General features: G+C 41.7%; 24 protein-coding genes. 13 read left to right on the top strand and 11 right to left on the bottom strand.

Translation table 11 applies throughout. The features are described from left to right. Positions 1-55: 55 nt before the first annotated feature. A complete protein-coding gene (locus tag UYI_RS0116375) occupies positions 56-394 on the top strand; it encodes a winged helix-turn-helix transcriptional regulator (RefSeq protein ID WP_016867721.1) in 339 nt (112 codons plus the stop codon). An 82-nt stretch (positions 395-476) separates the two neighbouring features. Here UYI_RS0116375 and UYI_RS0116370 read toward each other — a convergent pair whose 3' ends face one another. The 3 genes from UYI_RS0116370 to UYI_RS0116360 all read right to left on the bottom strand — a co-directional run bounded on the left by UYI_RS0116370 (position 477) and on the right by UYI_RS0116360 (position 2,589). Further along, positions 477-881, bottom strand: a complete 405-nt coding sequence (locus tag UYI_RS0116370; RefSeq protein ID WP_016867720.1) for a salt stress protein, Slr1339 family — start codon at positions 879-881, stop codon at positions 477-479. Positions 882-1,201: 320 nt separating this feature from the next. Continuing rightward, positions 1,202-1,807, bottom strand: coding sequence for a vWA domain-containing protein (locus UYI_RS0116365; protein WP_016867719.1), 606 nt, complete (start codon positions 1,805-1,807; stop codon positions 1,202-1,204). 176 nt (positions 1,808-1,983) lie between these two features. Continuing rightward, complete coding sequence (locus UYI_RS0116360) at positions 1,984-2,589, bottom strand: vWA domain-containing protein (RefSeq protein ID WP_016867718.1); 606 nt, start codon at positions 2,587-2,589, stop codon at positions 1,984-1,986. A 313-nt stretch (positions 2,590-2,902) separates the two neighbouring features. Between UYI_RS0116360 and UYI_RS0116355 the strand changes: the two genes are divergently transcribed. Continuing rightward, positions 2,903-3,148 carry a hypothetical protein gene (locus tag UYI_RS0116355; RefSeq protein ID WP_016867717.1) on the top strand — a complete coding sequence of 82 codons (246 nt, stop codon included), beginning with the start codon at positions 2,903-2,905 and terminating at the stop codon, positions 3,146-3,148. After that, the gene (locus UYI_RS0116350) at positions 3,129-3,428 is read left to right on the top strand and encodes a hypothetical protein (protein WP_016867716.1); all 300 of its coding nucleotides are present in this window, start codon (positions 3,129-3,131) and stop codon (positions 3,426-3,428) included. The genes UYI_RS0116355 and UYI_RS0116350 overlap by 20 nt, the downstream gene beginning before the upstream one ends. Before the next feature lie 351 nt (positions 3,429-3,779). Here UYI_RS0116350 and panB read toward each other — a convergent pair whose 3' ends face one another. Next, positions 3,780-4,556: a 3-methyl-2-oxobutanoate hydroxymethyltransferase gene (gene panB, locus UYI_RS0116345; protein WP_016867715.1), complete on the bottom strand. Its 777-nt coding sequence runs from the start codon at positions 4,554-4,556 to the stop codon at positions 3,780-3,782. Between the two features lie 181 nt (positions 4,557-4,737). After that, positions 4,738-5,883: a ligand-binding sensor domain-containing protein gene (locus tag UYI_RS0116340; protein WP_016867714.1), complete on the bottom strand. Its 1,146-nt coding sequence runs from the start codon at positions 5,881-5,883 to the stop codon at positions 4,738-4,740. A 655-nt stretch (positions 5,884-6,538) separates the two neighbouring features. On the opposite strand from UYI_RS0116340, the gene UYI_RS0116335 reads away from it, so the two are divergent. The 3 genes from UYI_RS0116335 (at position 6,539) to UYI_RS0116325 (ending at position 8,858) form a co-directional block, all read left to right on the top strand. Then, positions 6,539-7,969, top strand: a complete 1,431-nt coding sequence (locus tag UYI_RS0116335) for a form I ribulose bisphosphate carboxylase large subunit (protein WP_009458288.1) — start codon at positions 6,539-6,541, stop codon at positions 7,967-7,969. Positions 7,970-8,054: 85 nt separating this feature from the next. Beyond that, positions 8,055-8,456 carry a RuBisCO chaperone RbcX gene (gene rcbX, locus UYI_RS0116330; RefSeq protein ID WP_016867713.1) on the top strand — a complete coding sequence of 134 codons (402 nt, stop codon included), beginning with the start codon at positions 8,055-8,057 and terminating at the stop codon, positions 8,454-8,456. Between the two features lie 72 nt (positions 8,457-8,528). Then, positions 8,529-8,858 (top strand): ribulose bisphosphate carboxylase small subunit, encoded by a 330-nt coding sequence (locus tag UYI_RS0116325; protein ID WP_009458284.1) that lies wholly within the window; start codon positions 8,529-8,531, stop codon positions 8,856-8,858. A 181-nt stretch (positions 8,859-9,039) separates the two neighbouring features. On the opposite strand, the gene UYI_RS0116320 is transcribed toward UYI_RS0116325, so the two are convergent. Then, positions 9,040-9,864: an Rpn family recombination-promoting nuclease/putative transposase gene (locus tag UYI_RS0116320; RefSeq protein ID WP_016867712.1), complete on the bottom strand. Its 825-nt coding sequence runs from the start codon at positions 9,862-9,864 to the stop codon at positions 9,040-9,042. 121 nt (positions 9,865-9,985) lie between these two features. Between UYI_RS0116320 and UYI_RS0116315 the strand changes: the two genes are divergently transcribed. Further along, positions 9,986-11,233, top strand: a complete 1,248-nt coding sequence (locus tag UYI_RS0116315) for a ribulose bisphosphate carboxylase small subunit (RefSeq protein WP_016867711.1) — start codon at positions 9,986-9,988, stop codon at positions 11,231-11,233. 66 nt (positions 11,234-11,299) lie between these two features. On the opposite strand, the gene UYI_RS0116310 is transcribed toward UYI_RS0116315, so the two are convergent. Then, the gene (locus tag UYI_RS0116310; protein WP_026085988.1) at positions 11,300-12,103 is read right to left on the bottom strand and encodes a tetratricopeptide repeat protein; all 804 of its coding nucleotides are present in this window, start codon (positions 12,101-12,103) and stop codon (positions 11,300-11,302) included. Positions 12,104-12,260: 157 nt separating this feature from the next. Next, positions 12,261-13,364, bottom strand: a complete 1,104-nt coding sequence (gene ruvB, locus UYI_RS0116305; RefSeq protein ID WP_016867709.1) for a Holliday junction branch migration DNA helicase RuvB — start codon at positions 13,362-13,364, stop codon at positions 12,261-12,263. Positions 13,365-13,518: 154 nt separating this feature from the next. On the opposite strand from ruvB, the gene hisF reads away from it, so the two are divergent. The 3 genes from hisF to UYI_RS0116290 all read left to right on the top strand — a co-directional run bounded on the left by hisF (position 13,519) and on the right by UYI_RS0116290 (position 15,701). Further along, positions 13,519-14,289: an imidazole glycerol phosphate synthase subunit HisF gene (gene hisF, locus UYI_RS0116300; RefSeq protein ID WP_016867708.1), complete on the top strand. Its 771-nt coding sequence runs from the start codon at positions 13,519-13,521 to the stop codon at positions 14,287-14,289. 103 nt (positions 14,290-14,392) lie between these two features. Then, positions 14,393-14,584 (top strand): hypothetical protein, encoded by a 192-nt coding sequence (locus UYI_RS0116295; RefSeq protein ID WP_009458276.1) that lies wholly within the window; start codon positions 14,393-14,395, stop codon positions 14,582-14,584. 718 nt (positions 14,585-15,302) lie between these two features. Next, positions 15,303-15,701: a hypothetical protein gene (locus UYI_RS0116290; RefSeq protein WP_016867707.1), complete on the top strand. Its 399-nt coding sequence runs from the start codon at positions 15,303-15,305 to the stop codon at positions 15,699-15,701. Between the two features lie 256 nt (positions 15,702-15,957). Here the strand turns inward: UYI_RS0116290 and UYI_RS0116280 are convergent, their stop codons facing one another. Further along, positions 15,958-16,395, bottom strand: coding sequence for a peroxiredoxin (locus tag UYI_RS0116280; protein ID WP_016867705.1), 438 nt, complete (start codon positions 16,393-16,395; stop codon positions 15,958-15,960). A 126-nt stretch (positions 16,396-16,521) separates the two neighbouring features. Here UYI_RS0116280 and UYI_RS0116275 point away from each other — a divergent pair, with 126 nt between their 5' ends. The 3 genes from UYI_RS0116275 to UYI_RS0116260 all read left to right on the top strand — a co-directional run bounded on the left by UYI_RS0116275 (position 16,522) and on the right by UYI_RS0116260 (position 19,052). Beyond that, a complete protein-coding gene (locus tag UYI_RS0116275) occupies positions 16,522-16,926 on the top strand; it encodes an Npun_F0494 family protein (protein WP_016867704.1) in 405 nt (134 codons plus the stop codon). A gap of 394 nt (positions 16,927-17,320) precedes the next feature. Next, complete coding sequence (cobQ, locus tag UYI_RS0116265) at positions 17,321-18,799, top strand: cobyric acid synthase CobQ (protein WP_016867702.1); 1,479 nt, start codon at positions 17,321-17,323, stop codon at positions 18,797-18,799. Between the two features lie 13 nt (positions 18,800-18,812). Beyond that, positions 18,813-19,052 carry a 2Fe-2S iron-sulfur cluster-binding protein gene (locus tag UYI_RS0116260; RefSeq protein WP_009458271.1) on the top strand — a complete coding sequence of 80 codons (240 nt, stop codon included), beginning with the start codon at positions 18,813-18,815 and terminating at the stop codon, positions 19,050-19,052. Between the two features lie 51 nt (positions 19,053-19,103). Here UYI_RS0116260 and UYI_RS0116255 read toward each other — a convergent pair whose 3' ends face one another. Both UYI_RS0116255 and zds read right to left on the bottom strand, forming a co-directional pair. Continuing rightward, positions 19,104-19,550 carry an SRPBCC family protein gene (locus UYI_RS0116255; RefSeq protein ID WP_016867701.1) on the bottom strand — a complete coding sequence of 149 codons (447 nt, stop codon included), beginning with the start codon at positions 19,548-19,550 and terminating at the stop codon, positions 19,104-19,106. A gap of 47 nt (positions 19,551-19,597) precedes the next feature. Continuing rightward, positions 19,598-21,037, bottom strand: coding sequence for a 9,9'-di-cis-zeta-carotene desaturase (gene zds / locus UYI_RS0116250; protein WP_016867700.1), 1,440 nt, complete (start codon positions 21,035-21,037; stop codon positions 19,598-19,600). Between the last annotated feature and the right edge of the window lie 190 nt (positions 21,038-21,227).

The following is a 21,227-nucleotide window of genomic DNA, read 5'->3' as shown; positions in this document are numbered from 1 at the left end:
AAATGGGTAAAATAAAAAAGCATAAAAACTCATCTTCCCTGGCTCCCAACAAACTATGAAAGCTGAAGCCGAAAATTCCAACAGACTGACGTGTGAAGTAGAGACTACGCTGAAGGTAATTGGTGGACGTTGGAAAGTATTGATTATTAGAGAATTAATGTTGGGGGTAAAGCGCTTTGGTGAATTACAACGAGCTTTACCTGGAATCACACAAAAAATGCTGACGCAGCAACTCAGAGAAATGGAAGAAGATGGGATTATTCATCGTCAGGTTTATGCTCAAATTCCACCCAAGGTGGAATATTCACTGACACCTCTAGGGGAAAGTCTCAAACCAATTCTCTATGCTATGCATGATTGGGCGGTTCAATATTACGGTAAAGTTACTAGATAATTGTTGTTGGTTGTTTGTTGGTTGTTAGTTGTTGGTTGTTTCTACCAACAACCACTAACTACTAACCACTAACCCCTATCTACTAACTTTCCTCATTAGCTTGTAGATAATCTATAGCTGCTTCTAGTTTTGACGAATATCTTTCGGCAAATCTTTCAAACCATAGTCCCTCTGGTGAGAAAGGATCTAGTTTTGCTAACCAATCTTTAGCGTGTAGTTTTAAAGCCTCTCTTCGCTTGGCTTTAATTTGTTCTTGTCTAATCCGTTCTTGTTCTAATTCTTGCTGTATTCTTAATTTTTCTGCTTGATCTAGTTCTTCAAAATCACTCTTTACTTCTTCTAATAATTTATCTATTAAAGATGCTGATTTTGGAGATTTTGGATGAATATTTGGTGTTGCTATGCTTGGCTGTTGCTTGGGCTGTTCGTTGTTTTTTTGCTGATATTCGGCTTGCAGTTCAGCCAATAGTTTATCAATAGAGTCCATGTTATTTAACCCCTGGTCTACTGCATTTACAATATGATTTTTATATGCAGTTAAAATACTAAATATTCAGTTAGGTCTTGTGTAAAAGATGAAAAGCGATCGCAAATGCACAATCAATAAAAAATTTTCCTTACTAGTACCTGCGTTTCAGGGGGGACAGAGGGGGTAAAAATCGGTAGATACAGATTAGATTATGCACTCAGCATTGATGTTATTTTTTTGCGACTTGTTTAATCACAATTGAAGATTTACTACAAATCCATGTTGTAGGTGCAGGAATTGGCGTTTAGAAGTTTATTTTGAATGTTGATAATTAGTAGTTAATCATTAATCGCATTCAAAAGAACTTCAGATAAACTCATATCTTCCATGTCATCCATTGTGATCGTGTCACAAATATCAAACTTTGCACCAGCAGTTTGTAATTCGTCATCTAATACTTTGAGAAAACGGCTTGCATGGGGGTCTTTGCCCACTTGAATAAAAGAAATAGCTAATTCTTCATCTCTTTCCATACGTCGAGAAGCTTCAATAATGACCTTCATGACAGCTTTGCGGTCATCTGGTTCACCATCAGTGACAACTAAGATTGTTTCACCATTTGGTTTAGTCTGACCAGCTGATTTCCGTTCAAAATAATTATCAGTGGCGTGTTTTAATACTGCTGCTAAATCAGTGGTGCCAGCTGGATCATTTTCTTGGAATATTTGTGATACTTTACTTGATGTCACATTTTCGTAGCGCTTGAATCTCCCAGAAAATAAATAAACAGTAATACCATCTGGATCAAATTGTTCACATTTGCTTGCTAAAGCAAAAGTAGATTCTTGTGCAGCTACCCATCTGCTTCTACCGCCTTTTTGATCTGGTGTAGCCATACTGCCGCTTTTATCAATAATCAAAGTGTAGTCACGATTTTCCAACATTTTTTTATTCTCCAGTTATTAATTAGTAGTTAGTAGTTAGTGGTGAATGATTACAACCAACAACCCTTCGGGTTCGCCAGTCCCCCTACCCTTACCTTAAGCCGCTACGCGTCTACGTGACGGAGACCGCCTTTTTGGGGGGCTGGTCTCACCAACAATCAACAAACAACAAATCATTAATCAGTTACCGCATTCATCAAAACATCTGCAAGGCTCATGTCTTCCATGTCATCAAGGGTAATTGTGTCGCAGATATCAAACTTTGCACCGACACTTTGCATTTGATCATCTAAAGCTTTCAAAAATTTGGTTGCTTGTGGATCAGAACCCACTTGAATGATAGAAATTCCTAATTCTTCATCCCGTTCCATCTGGCGAGTTGCACTAATAATGACTTCAAATACAGCTTTGCGGTCATCTGGTTCACCGTCGGTGATGACTAAAATTGTTTCACCATTGGCTTTGGTTTTACCTGCTGCTTTGCGTTGAAAGTAATTATTGATAGCGTCTTGAAGTACACCTGCTAAATTTGTTGTGCCAGCTGGGTCATTTTCCAAAAATATCTGCGCTACTTTGGCCGAGGTCACATCGTCGTAGCGTTTAAATCTACCGGAAAATACGTAAACAGTAATACCATCTGCGTCAAATTGCTCACATTTTCTTGCTAAAGCGAGGGTTGATTCTTGAGCAATTTCCCATCTACTTCTACCACCGACCTGGTCGGGAGTTGACATGCTACCGCTTTTATCAATAATTAAGGTGTAGTCGCGATCGCTCACCATACATTTCCTTTCACTGTTACTCGACGTTTCTAGTCTAGTCCAGGCTTCTCTAGTATTGCTTAGGTATTCAAGCTTCTTTACGAGTTTTGATACTGATTTGCTACTTATCTATAACCGTAGTGGGGTTTAGGCATTCTATACTTGATGAAAAGACTGGAGGTGATGAGATGATAGTAAGCGATCGCTCTCCAATCTTTTCCGTAAATATGCTGATTCTCTAATTCCCTCTTCAGATAAATTCAGCAAAAACACTGTTACGCAAATTTGCGGTTCTGATCGAAACTGCAATTATCCAGTTTATTAGGGTAAATATATGACAAACCCTGCAAAGACGGTAATCCGAGTCAATCTGGAAATGGCAAAAGAAGTAGCTCAAGAGTGGGAACGAGCTTCATATCAAGAACTCAGTGCTTATTGTTTGGAAATCTTAAAGGAAATAGGCTTTTCCACTACCGAACTCCCAGAAAACTTGCAATCTCGTGAGCAACAGCTAAATTTCATCACAGGATTTGCATCTTACGCTTTTGGGGAGGTGCTAAATGTCCAAACCCTTGGTTGAAGATAGCTTTGATGAACCAGAACAGGTAAAAGAGACTACTTTGCCTGCAACTGATAGGGATTTATTGAATTTAATCCAAAAATTTTCAGGATTTGAAACTCCTACTAAGGTTGTCTTACAGGCTATAGCCATTGCTACTTACGATTGTGCATCTGCTTTTCGCTACGCTGATAACTATTTGAATATCCTGAAGAATCAAAAGCAGCGGAAAAAGTTACTTCTGCTAGAGTCTGAACCGGAGTTTTGCATTAATCCCAGATACGTAGATTTTCGGTATTAGATTTTCGATTGGTTTACCAGACGATCAGAATATACCGGATAAGGGAGAGATTTGAATCATAATACCAATTTGAAAAAAGAATGTAACAAATAGACCATCTGTAGAGACGCGATTCATCGCGTCTTGAGCCAAATATGTGTTGCAATCATTAATTGAATTGGTATAAGTAATTAGCCGGACTTGATATCAGTCTACTTCAAGCAGACTTGGACTATTAGCCCGCAGGTAGACCGCGGGCTAGCTAGTTACTTAGTCTGAATAATATTTATCGAACTCACGTAGTACAGCGAGGCGGAAAAAAGCTTTTTGTCTTTTGACTTTATATACTTCTGCGTAGCGGTATGAGATTTTTTATTTTTGTGGAAACTTCTGCTCTCTGACTTCAAAGCTATAATCCTGCACAGCTTTTGTTATTGTCTCACGTAAATTTGCATACGCCTTCGCAAATGGTGGTTGTCTTTCCGAAAGACCGAGTACATCAGAAGTGACTAGTACTTGGCCGTCACAATGTGGTCCCGCGCCAATTCCAATCGTAGGAATACTGAGTTTGTCTGTAATTTCCAATGCTAAATCACTGGGGATATGCTCTAAGACTATAGAGAACACACCTGCTTGTTCAAGAGCGATCGCTTCTTGTAAAATTCTGTGTCTGTCTGTTTCTGTCTTCCCTTGTTGGCGCAAACCAATTTGATGGACTGATTGCGGTGTTAAACCCACATGACCCATCACTGGAATTCCTGCTTGCACCAGACGAGCAATAGTTTCTACCATTGCTGGATATCCACCTTCTAGTTTAACAGCTTGTCCTCCTGCTTCTTTCAGCGCTAGTCCAGCAGAGTGCATAGCTTGTCGAATGCTTTCTTGATATGTCAAAAATGGTAAATCTACGACCATCAAAGCATGTTTCACTCCACGCCGCACAGCTTTGGCATGGTGTAGTGTTTCTTCTAAGGTAAGTGGTAGTGTTGTATCATACCCCAACACTACTGACATAGAATCGCCCACCAAAATTAAATCTACACCAGCTGCATCTAATAGTTGGGCGATCGCATAATCCCAAGCAGTCAACGCCACAATTGGGCGTCCCTGTTGTTTGTATTGAATTAATTGTCGAGTTGTAATTGCCATTTTGGTTGTTGATTGTTGTTGATTGTTAGTGAGACCAGCCCCCCAAAAAGGCGGTCTCCGTCACGTAGACGCGTAGCGGCTTAAGGTAAGGGTAGGGGGACTGGCGAACCCGAAGGGTTGTTGGTTGATGGTTGGTAGTTGTGAAACAAACAACTATCAACGATCAACTACCAACAAAACTTCACTTCACGGCGCGAGTAAAAGCAAGATGGGGTTTTGCAGTTGTCATTTTTGGCATCAACCAAGCTAGACCTTCGGTAGTGCCAATCCACAATTTATTACCAACATCAGGGGCAAGGGCAAGTACACGACTAGAAGGAAGACCAGGAACTTCATCTAGCACAGCACCAGTATTTGGATTCAATCGTAGCAAACCATTGTTTGTACCGACCCACACACTACCATCTTTAGCAAAACGTATTGATTTGACGTCACGTCCTCTCAGAGGAGTAACTGATCTGAGTACAGCACCGGTTTTTGGGTTAATCACTAGCAAATTATTTGGCATTCCTGCCCAAATTAATCCATCTGGGCTAGTAGCTAAAGCTTGTACGGTCGTACCCGGTAAATTGTCAATTCGCTTCATAATCAAAGCACTAGCGCTATTAACTCGGACTACTCCATCCAGTGTTCCTACCCAAAGTTGACCTTCCACATCTAAAGTCAAGGCGTTAGCACTAACACCAGGTAATTTTTTTAACGTGGTCATTATCAACCCTTGATCGGGACTTATTAGCGATAAGCCGTTATCTGTTCCTGTCCACAAATAACCCCGCTTGTCAACTAACAAAGATAAGACTCTCTTGGAAGGCAAAAATAAATTTTGGGCTGTAATTTCATTACTACGAGGATCAACTCGCTTTAATCCTTCATAAGTTCCTACCCACAAACGCCCGACTTTATCTTGGGCTAAAGCAGAAATAGCAACATTTGGTAAACTAACGCGAGCTAAGATTTTTCCAGTATTGGGGTCTATCCGGGATAATCCCCGCCAAGAAGCTACCCAGAGATTGCCAATGTAATCTGCTTGCAATGCACTGACTCGATAATCAGTTTCTTGGACGTTTTCAATGAAATTTCGCTCATCTGGTAAAGGGTCTACTCGTCCCGGTGGGGCGCTAGCTGGGTAATAGGGAGTTAATTCAGATGGATCAACATTCAGGATTTTGGGCGTGGGAGTATTATTATTTTCTGCTGGATTTGCTAGTACTACAGTATCCAAAATTGGCAGGGCTACTAACCCCAGCCAGATAGAACTGATGAATAAACCACCACGTTTGCCCAACAATAAGGCGATCGCATTTGCTTTAGAGACAATTTCTTCCATCACTTCACACCGAAAGGCTTAAGGATAAGTTCAGTGTTCCCCAACGGCATGAACAGTTATCAGTGATCAGTTATCAGCGATCGCTAGTAGTTTGAAAAATCACTACTGAGAGCTTTAGTCTGCTTCATATAACTGCTTATGTCTTTCTGTAAAGTATCTGTAATATAAAGTTGAAATTATTCTTTAATAAGAAATTTAAATATAAAAGTTAAAAACTTCCAAAGAATAACTTATTACATTCTTGATATATTGTGAAACAAGTTACAAATTACGTGGTGTGCAATGAAGTGTCTGGCTCACCACTCCCTTAAATAAAGAACAAATTTAGGGGAGTGCGAGCAACAGATAAGTAAACAAAAGTTTATTCCTGGGAAAAGGGAAACATAGCAGCGTACAATAGTGCGTGCCTACAACGCAAGTACACTGGTGAGAAAATTTCCCCACAGTCCTTAGGGGTGAAGGCTCCAGTCCAGACTTAAGAGGGTTTCTACCAAGTCTTCTAAGTCAAAAAACCACTAACCTTAGTCAAAGACAACCTCATAACAGAAGATGTTCCGTATCTTCATTTCGTGCTTGGGGAAAACAGACAAGGTTAGAGGGGGTTGCACGCGGCGTGGTTTGTAAGTAGAAAGAGTGACTTCTTGGAAGGGAATTTATGTCTTACGCTCAAACGAAGACTCAGACTAAAGCAGGGTATCAAGCTGGGGTAAAAGATTACAGACTAACTTATTACACCCCTGATTACACACCAAAAGACACGGATATCTTAGCAGCATTCCGTGTTACACCTCAGCCAGGGGTTCCACCCGAAGAAGCTGGCGCTGCTGTGGCGGCTGAGTCTTCCACTGGTACTTGGACAACCGTGTGGACGGACTTGCTGACCGACCTAGACCGCTACAAAGGTCGTTGCTATGATATCGAACCAGTTCCAGGCGAAGACAATCAGTATATTTGTTACGTTGCCTATCCCCTGGATCTGTTTGAAGAAGGTTCTGTAACCAATATGTTGACCTCAATTGTAGGTAACGTATTTGGTTTCAAAGCTCTACGGGCACTGCGTCTGGAAGACCTGCGGATTCCAGTGGCTTACCTCAAGACTTTCCAAGGGCCTCCCCACGGTATCCAAGTTGAGCGTGACAAATTAAACAAATACGGTCGTCCTTTGTTGGGTTGTACTATTAAGCCCAAACTCGGTTTGTCTGCGAAGAACTACGGACGCGCTGTATACGAGTGCTTGCGCGGTGGTTTGGACTTCACCAAAGACGACGAAAATATTAACTCCCAGCCTTTCCAACGCTGGCGCGATCGCTTCCTGTTTGTAGCTGATGCAATTCACAAAGCCCAAGCAGAAACAGGCGAAATCAAAGGCCACTACCTGAACGTTACCGCTCCCACCTGCGAAGAAATGCTGAAGCGGGCTGAGTTCGCAAAAGAACTCAAGATGCCCATCATCATGCACGACTACTTAACCGCAGGTTTCACCGCCAACACTACATTGGCTAAGTGGTGTCGTGACAACGGTCTATTGCTCCACATTCACCGGGCGATGCACGCGGTAATTGACCGTCAAAAGAACCACGGTATCCACTTCCGCGTTTTGGCTAAGTGCTTGCGGATGTCTGGCGGTGATCATATTCACACTGGTACGGTGGTCGGTAAGCTGGAGGGTGAGCGCGGTATTACAATGGGCTTCGTAGACCTACTGCGCGAAAACTATGTTGAGCAAGACAAGTCTCGCGGTATTTACTTCACCCAAGATTGGGCTTCTATGCCTGGTGTAATGGCAGTTGCTTCCGGTGGTATCCACGTATGGCACATGCCAGCACTCGTAGAAATCTTTGGTGATGACTCTGTACTGCAATTCGGTGGTGGTACTCTTGGTCACCCCTGGGGTAACGCTCCTGGTGCAACCGCTAACCGTGTGGCTTTGGAAGCTTGTATCCAAGCTCGTAACGAAGGCCGCAACTTGGCTCGCGAAGGTAACGACGTTATCCGCGAAGCTGCTAAGTGGTCTCCTGAGTTGGCTGCTGCTTGCGAACTGTGGAAGGAAATTAAGTTCGAGTTCGAGGCAGTTGATACAGTCTGACGATTTTAGATTTGCGATTTTGGATTTTGGATTGATCTAAAATCCAAAATCCACAATCTAAAATTCACAGAGGCTGGGGTCGAGCATGAATATTAAACAAATTGCGAAGGACACAGCCAAGACGCTGCAAAGCTACCTGACATATCAGGCAGTGAGGACGGTGTTGGCTCAACTCAGTGAAACCAATCCTCCCTTGGCATATTGGCTGCATCGGTTTTCCGCACAAGACAAAATCCAGGATGGAGAAGCTTACATTAAAGAACTTTTCCGAGAAAAACCGGATTTGGCATTGCGGATCATGACAGTCAGAGAACATATAGCGGAGGAAGTCACCGAATTTTTACCGGAAATGGTTCGCGCTGGTATTCAACAAGCTAATACTGAACACCGCCGTCAGCATCTTGAGCGGATGACGCAGTTAAATCAATCAAACCCCAGTTCTGAGTCAGAACAGCAAGCGACTTCAGATCCAAACAATGAAAAGTGAACAGTTAGCAGTGAACAAATCATCACTGATAACTGATAACTTAATGTCAACCGCTACCATTTTGATTTAGCTATGCAAACTCTACCAAAAGAGCGTCGTTACGAAACCCTTTCCTACCTACCTCCCCTCACTGATGCTCAAATTTCCAAGCAGATCCAGTACATTCTGAATCAAGGTTACATTCCGGCGATCGAGTTCAACGAAAATTCAGAGCCTACCGAGTACTACTGGACAATGTGGAAACTGCCTTTGTTCAGCGCTAGAAGCACTCAAGAAGTACTGAGCGAAGTACAAGCTTGTCGTTCTCAGTATGGCAACTGCTTCATCCGTGTTGTTGGCTTTGACAACATCAAACAGTGCCAAATTCTCAGCTTTATCGTTCACAAACCCGGCAGATTCTAAAACTGGTGATCTGTGAGTAATTAATATATTCCCTCAACTGGAGAGGTAGATCACTCTACCTCTCTTATTTACTGGGAAGTTGTTAGTTGTTAGTTGTTAGTTGTTAGTTGTTAGTTGTTAGTTGTTAGGAAGCAGCAACAATCAACAACCAACACTCAACAAACAACTCTTAATAAAGCTTTCAGGTATTTGTATCGTCACTAGAGACTTTTTCACTAGCAATCTTCCGAACTAGTTCAACTTCTATACCCAAAGCTTTAGCAATTTGCTCTACACTTAATCCCAGTGTTAGCAACTGAGGTATTGTTTCTAACTTACCCTCTAACTTACCCTCTAACTTACCCTCTAATTTACCTTCCTGAAAAGCTTCCTGATATACCCGTGTTTGCTTTAATTCACCCAGTCCCAACATTTGCTCTATCTCCTCCCGACTCAGGCGCGGAAATTTATAGACTATGATCGTTTCTATTAATTGTATGAGTTCTCGTTGAGTAACTTCATTCGCTATCTGTTGTTGAGCAGAAGTTATTAGCTCCCTAGCTTTTGTTGTTGCAGTGTCTTCTGGTTCTACAATTAATTTAACAGTTTCAATTCCAAGAGATGGCTCTGTTGTTGAGGTTAGTTCATCTAAATAAACACGATTTACCCGTTGAGAATTGAGTAATTCAATGTAGCGTTGTCTTTCTCCTGTATCTACACTGCTACTGGGGAATATAACTACACCGCGCCAATTATTTGTTAATTCAGTTTTATCAAGATAATTGAAAACTTCAGTGAAGAAGCGAGAATAGAATTTTTTATCAGCTTGAAACTGAACTTCACTAAAATATATAGGTAGTTCAACAGAATTGGGAAGAAAAACGCCATCTATTCTAAATGACAGTTGTTTAACTTCAACAGATGAGAATTGATAAACATTGGCAAGTTGAGGTGGTTGTTGGATGAGTTCAAAGAAAATGCTAGGAAAGCTTTGGAAAAGGCGATAAAAAATACTATCAGTTTTCACAGATGAAGTCTTTTAACAAGTAACGGTGAAAAATAAACTTATCTATCTCTAAAGAAGAGTGACTATTTGTCACTAAAAAATTTAACATAATTTTAAGATATTCGATCTATCCCCAAGGTTTATGAGTTACTACATCTCTCCTCGCTTTCTGGACAAAGTTGCTGTTCACATCACCAAAAACTTTCTTGATCTCCCTGGTTTAAGAGTACCTTTGATTTTAGGTATTCATGGACGCAAAGGTGAAGGCAAATCCTTTCAATGTGAGTTAGTTTTTGAAAGAATGGGTGTGGAAGTAACTCACATTTCGGGTGGAGAATTAGAAAGTCCAGATGCAGGAGATCCAGCACGTCTAATTCGTCTGCGCTATCGGGAAACCGCAGAATTAATTAAAGTGCGCGGTAAAATGTGCGTAGTCATGATTAATGACTTAGATGCGGGTGCAGGACGTTTTGATGAGGGTACACAGTACACAGTAAACACCCAGTTGGTGAATGCCACACTGATGAATATTGCCGATAACCCTACTGATGTACAGTTGCCTGGTAGCTATGACGCTACACCATTACATCGTGTACCAATTATTGTTACAGGAAATGATTTCTCTACTCTGTACGCGCCATTAATTCGTGATGGTAGGATGGAGAAATTTTATTGGGAACCAGACCGGGATGACAAAATAGGAATCGTTGGCGGAATTTTTAGTGAAGATGGACTTTCGCAACGGGAAATAGAACAACTTGTTGATACTTTCTTGAATCAGTCTATTGACTTTTTTAGTGCTTTGCGATCGCGCATTTATGATGAACAAATCCGCGACTTTATTTATGATGTTGGAGTTGAACGCGTTTCTATGCGGGTAGTCAACAGTTTAGAAGGACCACCACAATTTAGAAAACCAAATTTCAACCTATCTCATTTGATTGAGATGGGCAATTTCATGGTCAGAGAACAACAGCGTGTTCTGACTTCTCAGTTAGTCACCGAGTACAATCGTGGTTTATATTCCCGCAATCTTTCCCAGCCTACTGCTACACCAACACAAGCTAATCAACCTGTTAACAATGGTGGTAACGGCTATCAAAAATCACAGCCGTCAAACACTCATCTCACCCTAGAAACTCAAGCACAGATACGCGAACTCCTAGCACAGGGTTACAAAATTGGCATTGAACACGTAGATGAACGTCGTTTCCGCACAGGTTCTTGGCAAAGTTGCGCTGTTGGTCAAATCAATGGCGAGTCCGATGCTATCTCTACTTTAGAATCTTGCTTGGCAGAATACAGTGGCGAGTATGTGCGCTTGGTTGGAGTTGACCCCAAAAATAAACGTCGGGTTATGGAAACAATTATTCAGCGTCCGAATAGTTGATTATTGATTGTTGGTAGTTGGTTGTTGCTGTTTCCACACACCAAACAACTAAGAACTAACAACAAATTACTGGAGTTTCAAAAACCTATCCAAAGCAGCTACCATACTCGGAGGCCAGCGACGGATATTTTTCACCCAGTTGATATCCTTGTAGCGAGGATCAAGTCCGTAGGCTGCTACCCAGTTACTTTCAGCTTCACCTTTTTGTCCGTTTACCCAAAGGGCGGCTGTGAGTGCGGCACGTGTATCAGCAAAATTTGGGTATTTACGGACTATATTTTTCATCTCTCGGATGGCTTTGTCTATTTGACCAGTTTCATACAAAACCAAGGCATAGTTACCACGGGCAATGACTAAATTTGGGGTGATCGCCATTGCTTTTTGGTAATCTGCTATGGCTTCTTCCCATTTACCCAAACCTGCTTTGGCTGTACCACGATTGTTGTAAGCCATTGCATCGTTGGGATTGACTTCTAAGACATGATTATAGTCTGCGATCGCTTCTTCCCATCTTCCCAAACCTTCCAGCGCTGTACCACGGTTTAGATAAGGATCTGTAACACCAGGGGCAAGTTCTATAGCTTTGTTAAAATCTGCTAGTGCCTGTGGCAATTTGTTCTGACTCACCCTAGAGTTTCCCCGATTACTCCAAATTGCTGCATTATCTGGGAACCTTTCAATAATTTCTGTCCAGTACTGTTCAGCCTTGGCAAAATCTCCTTTACTTGTCGCTGCAAAAGCTGATTTTGCCAAGTTATCCCATTTTTGTATTTCTTGTGGCGTGAAGTTTGGTGTTTGGGGTTGGGCGATCGCTGCTTGACTCGAGCCAAACAGCAGTAGCAGACTCAACAGAATTACAAATAATCTCATTATTCGGGATCGCGAATTGGGAGGAGACAAAGGAGACAGGGGAGAAGGGGAGACAAACCAGACAAACCAGACAAGGGAGATAGGGGAAAATCTATTAAAAATATCTCCTGTGTCCCCCATGTCTTCCGTGTCCTCCGTGTCCCTCGTTCTCAGTTCCTCATAACAACGATAACTGTTCATTGGGCGGCTTAAAGCCCATATGCTTATAAGCTGCTGTTGTCGCTACTCTACCACGGGGCGTCCGGCTTAAATAGCCAATTTGCATCAAATAAGGTTCATAAACTTCTTCTATGGTTTGGGTATCTTCACCTGTTGCAGCTGCGATTGTTTCTAATCCTACTGGCCCACCGTTGAATTGTTCAATGATTACAGTCAACATCCGGCGATCCGTCCAATCTAAACCGCAAGGATCGACTTGGAATAATTTTAATGCTTCAGCTGCAACTTTTTCACAAACTTGAGGAAAGGATTTGACTTCCGCATAATCACGGACACGCTTTAGTAGTCTATTAGCTATCCGTGGTGTGCCTCGCGATCGCTTAGCGATTTCTTTCGCCCCGCCTTCAGTCACAACGGTATTGAGTAACTCGGCAGTGCGCTGCACAATCAAGCTTAGTTCTTCTACCTCGTAAAATCTCAATTTTTGCACTAAGCCAAAGCGATCGCGTAGCGGAGAAGTTAGGGCCCCCACACGGGTTGTTGCCCCCACCAAGGTAAATTTTGCTAACGGTATGCTACGAGTTCGAGCGCTGGAACCCTTGCCAATTGTAATATCTAATCTGTAATCCTCCATCGCAGGGTATAAAATTTCCTCAGTCATCCGCGATAGGCGATGAATTTCATCGATAAATAGAACATCCCCTGGCTTCAGGTTCACTAGTAGCCCAACAATATCTCTAGGGCGTTCTAGAGCTGGGGCGCTAGTAATTTTATAGTTCACCCCCATCTCAGCTGCTAAAATCATTGCCATTGTGGTCTTACCCAAACCAGGAGGCCCATACAATAGCAAGTGATCTAGCACTTCTCCTCTAGACTTAGCTGCTTTAATAGCTATTTCCAGTACATCTTTTAAATCTTTTTGACCAATATAATCGGCAAACCGTTGTGGTCGAATACTTTCTTCCTGTTTACCTTGTTCATCAATTGCAGCATCGGGTTGCAAAATATTCTCTTCTAGAGACGTTTTTACCGACTCCCGGCGCTGTTTTGGTTGCTTATCGCCTGATTCGTGAGGCTGTTTTTTTGAGGAGATAATCGCCATATTTCAGCTATTAACTTTTACTTTTACACTGATTGGGGGCAAGTGGTAGCGGCACCAACGGGTATAAATACGGAGGAAAATTTTCTTGGGAGAAATACGCTTGCCCATTTAAAATTTAAATTCCGGGGAACTACTTAGGAGTACAAAGATTGTCATGCTAGCTAAGAGAATCTTACCGTGCTTGGATGTGAATGCGGGACGAGTTGTAAAAGGAGTTAACTTTGTTAACCTGCAAGATGCAGGCGATCCTGTAGAACTAGCAAAGGTTTACAACGAAGCTGGGGCAGATGAAGTAGTGTTTCTGGATATTACGGCTACTCATGAAGACCGTAATACCATTATTGACGTCGTTTACCGCACTGCTGAACAAGTTTTTATTCCTTTGACTGTTGGTGGTGGCATCCAATCCTTAGAAAATGTTAAAAATCTGTTACGAGCTGGAGCAGACAAGGTTAGTATTAATTCTGCGGCGGTACGCGATCCAGATTTTATTAATCGGGCTAGCGATCGCTTCGGCAATCAATGCATAGTTGTTGCCATTGATGCTAGACGCAGAAAAGATCCTCACAATCCAGGTTGGGATGTGTATGTGCGAGGTGGACGGGAAAATACAGGCATAGATGCTCTCAAGTGGGCGCAAGAAGTAGAAAAACGAGGTGCAGGAGAACTATTAGTGACTAGTATGGATGCCGACGGTACCAAGGCTGGCTATGACCTCGAATTGACAAAAGCGATCGCCGAAACTGTACAAATTCCAGTCATCGCTTCTGGTGGTGCAGGTAATTGTCAACATATCTATGAAGCACTAACAGAAGGTAGAGCCGAAGCCGCCTTGCTAGCTTCACTATTGCATTACGGGGAATTAACCGTGGAGGAAATTAAAAATTATTTGCGCGCTCATCACTTACCAGTACGAATGTACTAGTAAGTTTAGCATAGCTCTTGTCTGAAGATACATCTACTACTCAACACACTTCCTGAAAAGGGTGTTAAACTTAGTAAAGAAGCATTAAAAAATATTAATAAATATGTTGATTCCTATATTAGTATTTGATGTGGCGCTGGTAGCCTGGTCGCTGCATTTGATGGAAAGAGCTTACGAGAGCAAGGAATTCTCCCTCATGTTGGCTGGTTTGTTAGTAGCATTAGCCGCAGCTGCCATGATGGTAGTTTACTTTTTGATGGGTCATTGTATGAGCTATTTGCTGCATGTTTCTTAACAAGTAAAGATACTTATTTAGATTACAAGGCAAAACAACAATCGCTTTGTGGCATTATTCATTACCCAATACTTTTAATTGCCAACAAATAGAAAATTAAAGTACCAATATTACATTAAGCTACATGGGAACTGAAAGTAAAAAGTTCCTAAAGACTGTATAAGCTCAAGTATTAAATAAAGCTATCGTCAATATTTATATCTCTTATTTATAAGAACTTCTTAGAGGATGTTTGAAAAGTTTTGAGCGAATAGAATTCGCTACTACACAAGCAAAGTCCACCTCCGTGGACTAATAAAAAAGTAAGGATATGAACCCGCGCAGGCGGGTTTTGCCTGTGTAGCCAAGCCAGTGCGGTGGACGGGTCTCCCGGCATAAAGCACCTGGCGTGCGACTTCTAGTCGCCTGGGCTAGTAATAAATTAGACTTTACAAACATCCTCTGAGGCTTTACAAGTTACAGGATTGATTTGATAGTCGCAACTGTGATAAATTTCATCCCTTACCCACTCAAAACAAGCTTTAGCGATCGCCTCTGGTTTGATGCCTTGATGCAATCTTTTGTGCTAATTCCAGAACTGTAGGATGCTGCCAGTCAATAATTTCACTGACTTGTAGATATTTTTTTATGCTCATATAGCAATTAGTCAACAAACAAATTCTTAGTTATTTAAAATAGAAGCATTATTAACTTGAAATTCTGTGTGGGGTAAATCTGCATGAAAATCTCGTTTCTGCCGCTCAAACTTATCGCTGTAACTACTTTGGCGGGAATCGGCTTGACTTCCCTGCTAATTCCACAACCTAGCCTTGCTGAACCAAGCGAAATACCGAACTTGCCAAATTACGATCCGCAGAACAATACAGACGACCCATACAACAATAACAATAATCCTTTTTCTAACACCAACACAAATGATGGCTTTGGTGTGTTTAACTTAATCCATCGTGCCAATTTAAGTGTGCCGAATCTGGATATCAATGCCCAAAACCAACAACTTGATGAGGCCGCAGAAGCTTTTAAAGCCAGACAACGAGCATTAACACAACAAAATCAACAGCAAACACCGAGTTTGCAGATCATTACTCCAGGTGTGAATACTACTCCAAATCGATAAAGTTGATTGTTGCGTTTAAGTTAAATCAAACAATTTTGGATTTTAGATTTGCGATTTTGGATTGACTGCAAGCCACTTGTAGGATGCAACTTGGAGATTTGAGATTGACTATTTTAGATTTGTTCTGCCCACAAGGGGCGGGGCTTGAACCGAAAAAATAATCTAAAATCCAAAATCCAAAATCTAAAATTGGCACAGTCAAGAGTCAATAGTTTGGATTATTGACTCTTTAACTGTTGATTCTGCTCAGAGTAGTTTACAATCCCAAGACAGCTAATATATCGCCGGCATGGGTAGAGGTGTTGACACTAGAGTCAACATGAATAATTTTGCCGTTGCCATCTATTACGTAGGTAACACGCTTAGCATAACCACCACCATCGACATCGTAGGCTTTAATTAATTCACCATTGGTGTCAGCTAGGAGTGGAAAGTTGAGATTATACTTTTGAGTGAATGCTTGGTGCGAAGCTTCATCATCTGCACTTACCCCTAGCACCACAATATCTTTGTTTGTGTATTGCTCCTTAGCATCACGGAAACTACAAGCTTGCTTTGTGCAGCCTGGAGTGTCGTCTTTGGGGTAAAAATACAGAACTACTGTTTTACCTTTGAAATCAGATAAAGAAACAGTGTTGCCGTTAGTATCTTTAACGGTAAACGCAGGTGCATCTGTCCCAACTGCTAGAGGCATAATTTACCTTCCTAAATTTGAAATTATTGATGCACTTGAAATTTTACAATAATTTACAATAATTACAGGAAAATAAAAAAGACATCAGTTAACTGATAACTAATAACTGAATAACTGGAAACCAAAATGCCTGCTGTTGACGCTCAAAATCAAAAAATCCTGACATATCCATCTAAAACCGTAGAAAGAGCCAAGCGATCGCTACTTTGTTCTCCTTTTAATTTTGGTTTATTTGCAGCGATGCTTTCAGGGCGGGTAGCAATGAGTGAAATTGTTGGCAATTCTGGTGTTAACAAAGGCTACACCAAAGCTGCTTTGTCTGAATTAAGAGCAGACAACTCTTTGGTATGGTTGATCAAAGTAGGTGTACTGCGACGCGAAGTTGATGGTCAAGGCATTACAGATAGTTTTCGCCTCACACCCCTTGGTCGTCAGTTAGTAGAACAATTGCAGCGCCAGGGTTTGCCGACTATAACATGGCGCGATCGCTTTTTAGATATTGTAGCTCGTTGGTTCACACTACCATTTTAGAATTTGTTGGTTGTTGGTTGTTGGTTGTTGGTTGTTGGTTGTTGGTTGTTGGTTGTTGGTTGTTGGTTGTTGGTTGTTGGTGATTTACCACTATCCACTAACCACTATCCACTAACCAATTTTTAATTAAAAAGTTAAGAGTCGCTTGGAAGCGGGAACAATATATACGGAAGTCTCAACTGCATTTATGAAGTCTTTACTATAGCTTCGTGACTTGATGTGAGATGTTGCGTAAGGTCGTTGTTTGTCCTTAGTCATTTATCATTTGTCTAACGCTAATGACAAATGACCAATAATCAATGACTATTTAACGAATAATCTGATCACTCAAATAGCATTGCTATATTAAACTTCATGCTTTTAATATCATACCTGATCGGAAAAACAGTTGAATATGAAAGCAATTATGGTGGTGGGAACAACATCCCACGCGGGGAAATCACTGTTGACGGCGGCTATTTGTCGCATTTTGTCGCGGCGTGGCTGGCGGGTGGCTCCCTTTAAAGGTCAGAATATGGCTTTAAATGCTTATGTCACAGCTAATGGTGGAGAAATTGGTTATGCCCAAGCAGTACAAGCCTGGGCTGCGGGGGTTGTACCTTGGGTAGAAATGAACCCGATTTTACTCAAACCGCAAGGTGATATGACTTCCCAAGTAATTATTAAGGGTAAGGCTATAGGAAAAGTGAGCGCTGCGGATTATTACGAGCAGTATTTTGAATTGGGATGGCGCTCAATTGAAGAGTCTTTACAGCATTTGTCCACAGAATTTGATTTGCTGGTTTGTGAAGGTGCTGGTAGTCCAGCAGAAATCAACCTCAAGCACCGTGATTTAACCAATATGCGAGTGGCAAAATATTTGAATGCCCCGACTTTACTGGTAGTTGATATTGATCGGGGTGGTGCTTTTGCCCATGTAGTTGGAACCTTAGAATTGCTCGAACCAGAAGAACGGGCTTTGATTCGGGGTGTAGTCATTAATAAGTTTCGGGGACAGCGATCGCTACTGGAACCTGGTATCAAATGGTTAGAAGAACGTACGGCTATTCCGGTGCTTGGTGTAATTCCATACTTAGAAACGGTATTTCCGGCGGAGGATTCTTTAGATTTATTTGAACGTAAATCGCATAAATCCAATGCAGATCTCAATATTAGTGTGATTCGTTTACCAAGAATATCTAATTTTACCGATTTTGACCCATTGGAATCAGAATCAACAGTAATGGTAAAATACCTAAGTCCCAAGCAAGAATTAGGACACCCAGATGCCGTAATTCTCCCAGGTACTAAAACATCAATTGCTGATTTGCTGTTACTCCAAAGAACTGGTATGGCAGAGGCAATTCAAAACTATGCAGCAGCAGGTGGTACAGTTTTGGGTATCTGCGGTGGTTTTCAAATCCTTGGTCAAATGATTGCCGATCCAGAAGGTATAGAAGGGCAAGCAGGCAGATTTCAAGGCTTAGGACTATTACCTATCAAAACAGTCATAACGGGACAAAAAATTGCCCGCCAACGTCAAGTGACTTCTAATCATCCCCAAATGGGTTTACCGGTGACTGGATTTGAAATTCATCAAGGGCGATCGCGCATCGAAACCCAAGGAATAGATTCCCAATCCTATTATCCTCTATTTGACGATCCAAATTTAGGATTAGTCGATAGTTGTCAATCAGTTTGGGGTACTTATCTCCACGGTATATTTGACAATGGACCTTGGCGTCGTGCTTGGTTGAATCGCCTGCGTCAACAACGAGGTTTAAAATCTCTGCCTACAGGTGTTGCCAACTATCGAGATCAGCGCGAAAATCTTTTAGATTCCCTTGCCACAGAAATTGAACAGCACTTAGATTTGACTCCTTTGTTGTCGTAGTAAGCTCAAAATTATGACTGTGCGTGTCCATTTCTTGCCAGATGATGTTACAGTTGACGCCCAAGTGGGGGAACCCCTGCTAGATGTTGCTGATCGAGCAGAGGTGATTATTCCCACAGGTTGTCTGATGGGTACTTGTCACGCTTGTACAGTGGAACTAGACGATGGAGAAATCATTCGTGCTTGTATTAGCTCAGTTCCAGACGGATGTGAAGAATTAACGATAAATTTGTTTAGCGATCCAACGTGGTAAAAAAGTATGAAGTATCAAGGATGTAGACACTCCTGAGGGCGGCTACAACCTTTAGACTTCAGCCTTTTTTTGTAAGGCATATTGCTGAAATCGCTCTAAATCCGCACGTAAAGTTGATTCTACTAATCGTCCCAAAAATAGATTATCCATGATTTTGCCCAGGATACCGGGGATAGCATAGGCAACAGTAAGTTTAACGATACTACTGGTATGGCGATCGTAAAAACGAATAGCTCCCCGATTCGGTAAACCATCGATAGATTCCCATTGGATGATTTGATGAGGAATGACTTTGAGAATCCGGGATTTCCAGGTAAATTCAAAACCACCAGATTTCAATTTCCACAATGAGATATCGGGGTTATCTTCAGGAACTGTCACCGAATCTATCCACTTCATCCAGCGGGGCATTTGCTCCAAATTAGACCAAAGACTCCATACTAAATCTATAGGAGCCTCTACTTCCATCTGCACCGTATGTTCTAACCAATCAGACATTAGATTTTAGATTTGAGATTTTGGATTTGAGATTTTGGATCAGCAAACTATTTTTTCACAGTTTCCAAAATAGCTTTTGCGGCAAGCATTCCTGAAATCGTTGCTCCTTCCATGCTATCGATGTAATCCTGCTGTGTATAACTGCCTGCCAGGAAGAAATTAGCCACAGGGGTTTTTTGACGAGGACGATAAATATCCATCCCCGGTGCTTCTCTGTACAAAGACTGAGCTAGCTTAACTACACTGTACCAAGTCATATTTAATTCCCTTGATGATGGAAACAACTCGTGTACTTGTGCTAAAACGTGCTGAGCAATTTCTTCATTGCTTTTTTTAATAAACGGATCTCCTGGTGTCAGCACTGCCTGTAACAAAGAACCCTGCCCTTGCCGATAATAATCGGCAGGGCTAGTCAAAGCCAAATCAGCAAAACAAGAAAAATCGGCATCAGCAGTATATAGCAAATTATCAATCCCTGCTGCGTGATTTAGCTGTTTGCGTGCTTCTGCATCTTGCAGTTCTGTTACCCAACCATCAAATCGTAGCTGCACGGTCGCCACAGGAACCGCATCCAACTTGTAAATATTGTCAAATTCTGTCCACTTACGCCATTGTTGAGGCAAGAGGCGCTGAATTCCTGGCAGATCACAGGCGGCTACATAGGCATCAGCAGTAATGTTTTCTTCTGTGTCACCATTAGCAATTACCAAACCAGTGACACGGGTTTGTTCTCCTTCCTCAGCAAATTGAACTTCTCGTACTCTCCGGCGAGTATAAATTTTTGTTCCTCTCGCTTCTAGATACTCCAAAATCGGTTTATGCAAGTATTCATAGGGTGAACCTTTAAGCATCCGCAGTTTTGATGCTTCTGTTCTCACAGCGAATAACTGAAAAATTGTCAGCATACAACGGGCGGATATGTTCTCGCAATCAATAAAACCCAAAGCATAGGCAATAGGGTTCCACATCCGCTTAATACTGCCATCACTACCACCGTGACTACGGAACCATTCAGCAAAGCTAACTTTATCTAAGTCACGAATATTCTGCATCGCACCCTCAAAGTCTACCAAACCCCTGACAACTGGACTTATAGAAAGTGCTACAGCATTCTGCAACTTATCTAGCCATGAGAGTTGAGAGGTAGTAAAAAAGGCCTTTAAACCATTGAAAGGCGCACCCATAAAGAAACGAAAATCAAGCGCACCAATCTGTCCTCCCTTATTGATGAAGTTATGAATATGTTCTTTAGGAAGAAGGTTTTCAAAGGCTCCCATCTTCTTCATCAATTTCAACAACTGATTATAGTTGCCAAAGAAGACATGCAATCCCATCTCAATATGGTTGCCATCTTCATCTACCCAGCTGCTAACTTTTCCACCAACAAACGGACGGGACTCAAAAATCTGGACTTCACAGCCAGCATCAGCTAAATCTACAGCGGTTGCTAGCCCAGCCAGTCCCGCACCAATGATTGCAACGCGCATTCCGCCCTTCCTTTTCAATTTCTTTACAAATTGTAACTGGGTTGGTGTCGGAATTTGCTACTTGTATTCCATCCATAGTCCAAGGATTCAAAACACCCAGACAAATCCCAAAAAGAGTCAAATAAAGTAAAAAGTAAAAAGTAGAAAGCAAAAACAAATTTTTCCTTTCTTTTTTATTTCTTTTTATTTG

The organism is Fischerella muscicola PCC 7414 (assembly GCF_000317205.1).
GTDB lineage: Bacteria > Cyanobacteriota > Cyanobacteriia > Cyanobacteriales > Nostocaceae > Fischerella > Fischerella muscicola.
Note: the sequence above shows the minus strand (reverse complement) of the source record. Positions and strands in the feature narration are given on the sequence as shown.